The 7488-nt window shown below is 67.2% G+C and carries 9 protein-coding genes; 2 read left to right on the forward strand and 7 right to left on the reverse strand.

All coding sequences use genetic code 11. From position 1 onward, the window contains the following. Positions 1–144: 144 nt before the first annotated feature. The 7 genes from smpB to B1964_RS16185 all read right to left on the reverse strand — a co-directional run bounded on the left by smpB (position 145) and on the right by B1964_RS16185 (position 5728). On the reverse strand, positions 145–618 hold the full coding sequence (gene smpB, locus B1964_RS16155) for an SsrA-binding protein SmpB (RefSeq protein ID WP_006372871.1): 474 nt from the start codon (positions 616–618) through the stop codon (positions 145–147). Between the two features lie 19 nt (positions 619–637). Next, positions 638–1552 carry a permease-like cell division protein FtsX gene (ftsX, locus tag B1964_RS16160; protein ID WP_006372872.1) on the reverse strand — a complete coding sequence of 305 codons (915 nt, stop codon included), beginning with the start codon at positions 1550–1552 and terminating at the stop codon, positions 638–640. Positions 1553–1649: 97 nt separating this feature from the next. Then, positions 1650–2336: a cell division ATP-binding protein FtsE gene (gene ftsE / locus B1964_RS16165; protein ID WP_079930502.1), complete on the reverse strand. Its 687-nt coding sequence runs from the start codon at positions 2334–2336 to the stop codon at positions 1650–1652. Between the two features lie 91 nt (positions 2337–2427). Beyond that, positions 2428–3186 (reverse strand): hypothetical protein, encoded by a 759-nt coding sequence (locus tag B1964_RS16170; protein ID WP_079930503.1) that lies wholly within the window; start codon positions 3184–3186, stop codon positions 2428–2430. Beyond that, positions 3186–4196 carry a mechanosensitive ion channel family protein gene (locus tag B1964_RS16175; protein ID WP_079930504.1) on the reverse strand — a complete coding sequence of 337 codons (1011 nt, stop codon included), beginning with the start codon at positions 4194–4196 and terminating at the stop codon, positions 3186–3188. Before B1964_RS16175 ends, B1964_RS16170 begins: the two co-directional genes overlap by 1 nt. Continuing rightward, positions 4183–5298, reverse strand: a complete 1116-nt coding sequence (prfB, locus tag B1964_RS16180) for a peptide chain release factor 2 (RefSeq protein WP_014360767.1) — start codon at positions 5296–5298, stop codon at positions 4183–4185. The genes B1964_RS16175 and prfB overlap by 14 nt, the downstream gene beginning before the upstream one ends. Before the next feature lie 31 nt (positions 5299–5329). Beyond that, a complete protein-coding gene (locus B1964_RS16185) occupies positions 5330–5728 on the reverse strand; it encodes a hypothetical protein (protein ID WP_043456619.1) in 399 nt (132 codons plus the stop codon). Positions 5729–5773: 45 nt separating this feature from the next. On the opposite strand from B1964_RS16185, the gene hisN reads away from it, so the two are divergent. Together hisN and B1964_RS16195 are read left to right on the forward strand one after the other, a co-directional pair. Continuing rightward, complete coding sequence (gene hisN, locus B1964_RS16190) at positions 5774–6577, forward strand: histidinol-phosphatase (RefSeq protein WP_079930505.1); 804 nt, start codon at positions 5774–5776, stop codon at positions 6575–6577. A gap of 122 nt (positions 6578–6699) precedes the next feature. After that, positions 6700–7098, forward strand: coding sequence for a VOC family protein (locus tag B1964_RS16195; protein WP_079930506.1), 399 nt, complete (start codon positions 6700–6702; stop codon positions 7096–7098). Positions 7099–7488: the final 390 nt, after the last annotated feature.

Raw genomic sequence — 7488 nt, forward strand, 5'->3', positions numbered from 1 at the left:
CCGCCCCCGCCGATGCGCACGGTGTCGTCTCCCTCGGGCGTGCAACCGAGCGCGAGCACAACCAGGGTCACGATCACGACAGCTGCGCGCGGCCACCGGTGCGACATCCTCCGGCGCGAGTGCGTCGAGGTCGGCCTCACGCAATCACATGCCCTTGACGCGGCGGCCGATCTCGCGGGCGACTTCGCGTTGCGCGGTGCGCCGCGCGATGTCCTGGCGCTTGTCGTGTGCCTGCTTACCGCGGGCCAGTGCGAGTTCGACCTTGGCCCGCCCGTCGCTGAAGTACATCGACAGCGGCACCAGGGTCAGGTTGCCGTCGCGGATCTTGCCGACGAGGTTGTCGATCTCACGACGATGCATCAGCAGCTTGCGATTCCGTCGCGGCGCGTGATTGGTCCACGACCCACTGCCGTATTCGGCGATGTGCAGTCCACGCAGCCAGACCTCACCGTCGTCGATGGTCGCGAACGCGTCGACCAAGGAGGCCTTGCCCTCCCGCAGACTCTTGACCTCGGTGCCGAGCAGAGCGATGCCGGCCTCGTAGGTGTCGAGGATCGTGTAATTGTGTCGCGCTTTGCGATTGGACGCGATCAGATTGCGCCCCTTCTCCTTGACCATGTCGGCCGTCTCACCTCCTTCACTCGCGAACGTAGACACGCAGCGTGACATATCCGGTCACCGCTGCCAACACAATTCCGCCGATGACGAGCCACGGCGAGACGAACAACACGTCGCCGATCGTCACCCGGGGCACGATGTTGACCCCGTACAAACCGGCCAGGGCTCTGTCGAAGAAGAAGAGTTTGGCCAGGAACAACCCACCGATCGCGAGCAACGACCCGATGAACGCGGCCAGCATCGCCTCGAGGAGGAACGGCAGCTGGGTGTACCAGCGGGTCGCGCCGACCAATCGCATGATCGACACCTCGGTCCGCCGGGTGAACGCCGCGATCTGCACCGTGTTGACGATCAGCAGGATCGCGGCCACCGCGAGGATCGCGGCCACCGAGAACGCGGCGTTGCGCACCCCGTCGAGCACCCCGAAGATCCGTTTGACGAGTTCACGTTGATCCAGGGCGCCCTCGACGCCGAGGTCCTGGCGGCCCGAGAAGGCGTTGTAGACGTCGTCGAAACGATCTGGATCCGACATCCGGACCTTGAACGACGCCTGCGAGAAGGTGTCCTGGGTGATCTGATCGGCGATCTCCGGCGAGGTCTCCTCGAACATCTCCTTGGCCTGCTGATAGCCCTCTTCGGGGCTGACGTAGGTGACCGATCCGACGCCGGGTTGCTTCTCGAGGTCGGCGCGCAGCGTGGTGCACGGGGCGTTGCGGCAGTTGGCGTCGGCCTTGGAGACGTCCTCGTTGAGGAAGAACTGCATCTCGACGCGGTCGAGGAAGATCTTCTGGCTCTTGTCGGCCATCTGGATCACCAACAGCCCGCCGCCGAACATGCCCAGGGTGATCGCGGTGGTGATGATCATCGCGACCGTCATGGTCAGGTTGCGGCGGAAGCCGTTGAAGACCTCGCTGAAGATGAATTGAGCTCGCATGGCTGCTCGGATGTCCTTCTGGTCGTGGGGGCTCGCGCGGATGCGCCGACGGTTCTCGGCATCGCGTGCACGCGATGCCGAGATCGGCACTGGTCGCTCAGCCGATGCCGTAGACGCCTTGCTCGTCGTTGCGGACCAGCCGCCCGTTGTCGAATTCGAGGACCCGACGGCGCATCGCGTCGACGATGTGCCGGTCATGGGTGGCCATCACCACCGTCGTGCCGCGCCGGTTCACCCGATCGAGGACGTCGACGATCTCCTCGCTGGTCTCCGGGTCGAGGTTTCCGGTGGGCTCGTCGGCCAGCAGCACCAGCGGCCGGTTGGCGATCGCGCGGGCGATCGCCACACGCTGCATCTCACCGCCCGACAGCTCGTAGGGCATGCGGTCGAGCTTGCCCTCCAGACCCACGTAGTCGAGGACCTCGGGCACCACCTTGCGGATCATCGACGGCGGTTTGCCGATCACCTCCAAGGCGAACGCGACGTTGTCGGCGACCGACTTCTGTTGCAGCAGCCGGAAATCCTGGAAGACGCAGCCGATCGACTGGCGCAGTTTGGGTACCAGACGGCCCTTGAGGGTGTTGACGTGGAAGTCGCCGACGTAGACCTGGCCGGAGGTCGGCTTGTCCTCTTTGAGCAACAACCGGAAGAAGGTCGACTTCCCCGATCCGGAGGGCCCGATGAGGAACGCGAACTCGCCCTTGTCGACCTCGAGGGACAGCTCAGACAGAGCCGGCCGCGAGGAGGCCTTGTACTTCATCGTGACGTTGTCCAGCGTGATCACAGGGAGCCAGTGTAACGACGACGCCTGAGAGTCCCGTTCAGGCGGACGTGCGGCGCGTTGACCTCGCTCCTGCGGCCCTCGGTCGCACGTCTCAGCGCGTCGGCACGGTGGTGGTGGTCGTCGTCTCCCAGGGCAGCCGGAAGCCGGGGATGAGACCACCGCTCGGCGCCGAGGACTGCCCTGTCGACGACTCCTCCCCTGCACCGGGCGCACCGGGCGCGCCGGACTGCACCGACGACTCGCCCGAGTCCGACGAGGACACCGACGACGAGGTCGTCGACGAATAGCTGGTCGTCGGTTCCCGATAGGTCGGCTCGCTCGTGCGCACCACCTGCCGGCCGGTGGACGGCTGCTCCGGCGGGGCGTAGCGCTGCGAGGTGTAGCCGTACATCACCCAGCACGCCACGAACAGGACCACCAGGATCGCCGTGCCTGAGCGCACGCGAGTGCCCTTGATGTGCTTCCAGTTCCGGTCGCGCCAGCCACGGCGCTGCGGCGTCGCGGGTGTGGGATCGGTGGCCGGGCGTGCGCCGGTGTCGGACTCGGCGTCGTCGGTGACGATCGGGATCTGGTCGGTGTCGACGATGGGGTCGACGGGGGCATGGGTGCGCCTGGTCGCAGTCGGTGTGGCGGGTGGTGTCGTGGCGGGTGGTGTCGTGGCGGGTGGTGTCGTGGCGGGCGGTGGTGTGGCGGGCGGTGGTGTCACAGCGGGCGTCACCGCGGGCCGCGCGGCGTCGTCCGGCAACAGGTGGCGGGGCTCGCCCTCACGGGCGAGCGTCGGGTCATCAGGCGTCTTACCTGGTGGCGTGTTCTCGGGCGGCTTGTCGCCGGGCAGTTCTCGATCGGCCATCACGCTCCCCCGTCCCGGCCGGTACGGCTGTCGGTGCCAGGCGCGCTCACGGTGTCGGCGAGTGTCGCCGGCGGGGCCGCACCGGACTGGGCGTCGTGCCCGGCGGCGACGGTGATGCCCTCGGCGGCGAGAGCGCGCACGATCGACACGCGCAGCGCCCGACTCACCTCGAACTGTTTGCCGGGCAGCGTCCGCGCGACGATGCGGACGGTGATCGCGTCCAGTTCGAGGTCGGTGACCCCGAGTGACGACGGTGTGTCGAGGAGCAGGTCGTGCCAGCGCGCGGTCGCGTAGAACTCGCGGCCCACCCGGTCGAGGGTGTCGTTGACGAGTCCGATGTCGGCCTTGGCCGGCACCGGGACGTCCACCACCGCTCGCGCCCAGTCCTTGGACAGGTTGGTGGCCTTGATGATCTGGCCGTTGGGCACGGTGATGACCTCGCCCTCGCTGGTGCGCAGTTTGGTCACGCGCAGGGTGACGTCCTCGACGGTGCCGTCGGCGTTCTGGCCGCCGGTGACCATCAGACTCACCACGTCGCCGTACCCGTACTGCTTCTCGGCGACCACGAAGAACCCGGCCAGGATGTCTTGCACCACGCGCTGCGCACCGAAGCCGAGGGCCGCACCGATAACCGCACCCGGGCCGGTCAGACCGGTGATGGGCACGTTGAGGATCACCAGGAAGCGGATCAACACGATCGCGATGACCAGGACGATCAGCACCCACGCGACGACGTCGACCAGGGCCCGACGATGTTTGGTGTCCTCGGTCTGGACGATCAGGTCGCTGTTGTGGAAGCTGCTGTCGACGCGCGCGGCGTACTTGGCCGCCGACCATCGGATGAGACGGATGACGATGAGGCCGCCGAGGACCCACGTGACCATCTGCAGCCCGTTGGTGACCAGCCAGACGTAGATGGACCCGATGAGCTGCTCGGTGGCGTTCTGCGGACTGGTCGCAGCAAGGACGTGATGCGGACTCGCCGCCGCGAGCAACTCAGGCCTCGACATCGGCCATTCGCCAGCGGATGCCCGCCTCGATGAACTGGTCGATGTCGCCGTCGAGGATGGCGGTCGGGTTGTTGCTCTCGACGTTGGTCCGCAGGTCCTTCACCATCTGGTACGGGTGCAGGACGTAGGAACGCATCTGGTTGCCCCAGCTCGATCCGCCGTCGCCCTTGAGCGCATCGAGTTCGGCGCGCTCCTCCTGACGCTTGCGTTCGAGGAGTTTGGCCTGCAGCACCCGCATCGCCGACGCCTTGTTCTGCAGCTGACTCTTCTCGTTCTGGCAGGTGACGACGATGCCGGTGGGCAGGTGCGTCAGACGCACCGCGGAGTCGGTGGTGTTGACCGACTGGCCGCCGGGGCCCGAGGAGCGGTAGACGTCGACCTTCAGTTCGTTCTCGTCGATGTCGATGTGGTCGGTGGTCTCCACCACGGGCAGCACCTCGACCTCGGCGAAGGAGGTCTGCCTGCGGCCCTGGTTGTCGAACGGGCTGATCCGGACGAGTCGATGGGTGCCCTGCTCGACCGAGAGGGTGCCGTACATGTAGGGGGCCTTGACGGCGAAGGTCGCCGACTTCAGGCCCGCTTCCTCGGCGTAGGACGTGTCGTAGACCTCGACGCCGTAGCCGTGCTGCTCGGCCCACCGCACATACATCCGCATCAACATCTGGGCCCAGTCCGCGGCGTCGACGCCACCGGCACCGGATCGGATGTTGACCAGTGCGTCACGCGCGTCGTACTCGCCCGCGAGCATGGTCTTGACCTCCATCGCGGCGATGTCGGTCCGTAGCGAGGCCCGTTCGGCGTCGGCGTCGGCCAGCGCGCTGGTCCGTTCCTCACCCTCCTCGGACTCGGCGAGCTCGTAGAGCACCGGCATGTCCTCGAGCCGTTGACGCAATTCGGTGACCCGTCGCAACTCCGACTGGGCGTGGGAGAGCTCGCTGGTGACCTTCTGCGCGTGCTCCTGGTCGTTCCACAACTCGGGGTCGGAAGCCTGCATCTCGAGCTCTTCGATCCGACGGCGCAGTTCGTCGACGTCGAGCACCTTCTCCACGGTGGTGAGGGTGGTGTCGAGGGATTCGAGATCTGCGGTCACGTCGGGATGCACGGTTATTCAGGGTACCGGCTGGGACGCGCCGTCAGGACGTCGGCGGCGGCATCTCCCCCGGGACCTGCGGCTGCGGCGGGAGTTCACCGAAATGCCAACTGGTCTCGGCCTTGCCCGGCTTGTAGACCACCGGGTGTTCGGAGCCGATCTGCGGCCACGGCTGGCCTTGTTCGAGGACCATCGTCCCGTAGACCTCGGCCGGTCGGGTGCCCGGACCGACGATGGTGCCCGACACGGTGCAGAACGCCTCGCCCTTGCTGTCGGCCTCGGGTCGCTCGCTGACCCCGGTGAGGGTCATCGTTCCCTGCACCAGGCCGGCGCCGCCGCGGGCGCCGCCTCCGATGCCGCCGACCCGGCGGCCACGCATCTGCATGATCATCGCGACGGCCATGACCGCCAGGAGGATGGCGATCGTGACGGTGATCCACATGACGGCCACCCTACCGGGCCCGGCCTCCGCGTTAGGCTTTCGCGCGTGACCTCCCACCCCGTTCCCGAATCCAACGATTCCGACCTCGGTATCGCGCTGTCGCTGGCGGTCGCCGCCGACGATCTCACCATGGCGCGTTTCGGGGCGCTGGACCTACAGGTGTCGCAGAAACCCGACCTCACACCGGTCTCCGACGCCGATCTGGCCTGCGAGGAGATGATCCGCGAGCACCTGTCGCGCCGGCGTCCCGACGACGTCGTACTCGGCGAGGAGTTCGGTGGCGAGGCGACGAGATCGGGACGCCAGTGGGTGATCGACCCGATCGACGGGACCAAGAACTTCGTGCGCGGTGTTCCGGTGTGGGCAACGTTGATCGCGCTGCTCGTCGACGGCGTTCCGACGGTCGGTGTAGTCTCGGCGCCCGCGCTGCGTCGGCGTTGGTGGGCAGCGCAGGGCCAGGGCGCGTTCGCGGAGTTCGACGGCCGCACCCGGTCGTTGTCGGTGTCGGGCGTCGCCGACGTGGCCTCGGCGAGCCTGGCGTTCTCCAGTCTGTCCGGGTGGGCGCAGGCAGGCATCCGCGACAAGTTCATCGCACTCACCGACGAGGTGTGGCGGGTGCGCGGATACGGCGACTTCTACAACTACTGTCTCGTCGCCGAAGGTGCTGTCGACATCACCGCCGAGCCCGAGGTCTCACTGTGGGATCTCGCGGCCCTCGACATCCTCGTCCGAGAGGCCGGTGGACGCTTCACCGCGCTCGACGGGACGCCCGGCCCCCGGGGTGGCAACGCGGTGGCCAGCAACGGACTGCTGCACGACGCGGTGCTCACCGCGCTCGCCGCGGACTGAGCCGGGCCGGGGCGGGTCGGACGCACCTGTCCAGTCGACGAGTTGCCGACGAAAGTGCTTCGGGGACTCCTCTGTTCGACCTAGCGTCGACAGAAGACCCGCACCGACGTCAGGAGTTCTCCATGCCCGGCTTCCCCGCCCTCACCCACGTTGCGATCACCGTCGCCGACCTCGAGATCAGCCGGTCCTGGTATAGCCGCCTGTTCGGCGCCGAGCCGGTCCTCGAGGAGGACGAGGAGTCCGGCGCGTTCCACCACGCCGTGTACGCCCTCGACGGCGGCACGCTGTTCGGTCTGCACACCCACACCGACTCGACGCCGTCGGAGGTGTTCAGCGAGAAGCGCACCGGACTCGACCACGTAGGGTTCGCGGTCGGACAGGACGACCTCGAGCGGTGGCGCACCCGGCTCGACGAGCTCGGCATCGCCCACGGCGGCATCAAGCACGCGGCGTACGGGTCGGGCATCTCCTTCCGCGACCCCGACAACATCGCTCTGGAGTTCTTCGCCCCGCCGGCGTAGATCGCGTTGGTCGGCCCGGTCGAGTTCGGTGACGAAGCCGGGCCGGCCGTTTCGGGTTATACCGGGCGATCGTCGCCGCGGAATGGCGTGCGCCGTCGCAGCACCGTCGAAACTCTAACGGCCCGTGAATGATCGAGTGAACACAGATGCTAAAGACGCCGTGCACACCGAGGATCACTGTGGACGGGCGGGCTGTCGGCGTTCCGTGCCGAACACCGGTCAGCGGTACCCACCCCGCAGAGCGTGTCTCCCAATTCCTCTGCGATGGATTTGCGGAGGAGCTCTTTCGTCCCGGTGGTCGAGGTGCCGAGGAGCGTTAGCCTCAATACCGTTCAGTTAAGGTTACATGGGTGTAGTTTGTAGGGTATGCCTCGTGCTGGGTGGGTGAAG

The sequence above is a fragment of the Gordonia sp. i37 genome, assembly GCF_002043085.1.
GTDB classification, from domain to species: domain Bacteria; phylum Actinomycetota; class Actinomycetes; order Mycobacteriales; family Mycobacteriaceae; genus Gordonia; species Gordonia polyisoprenivorans.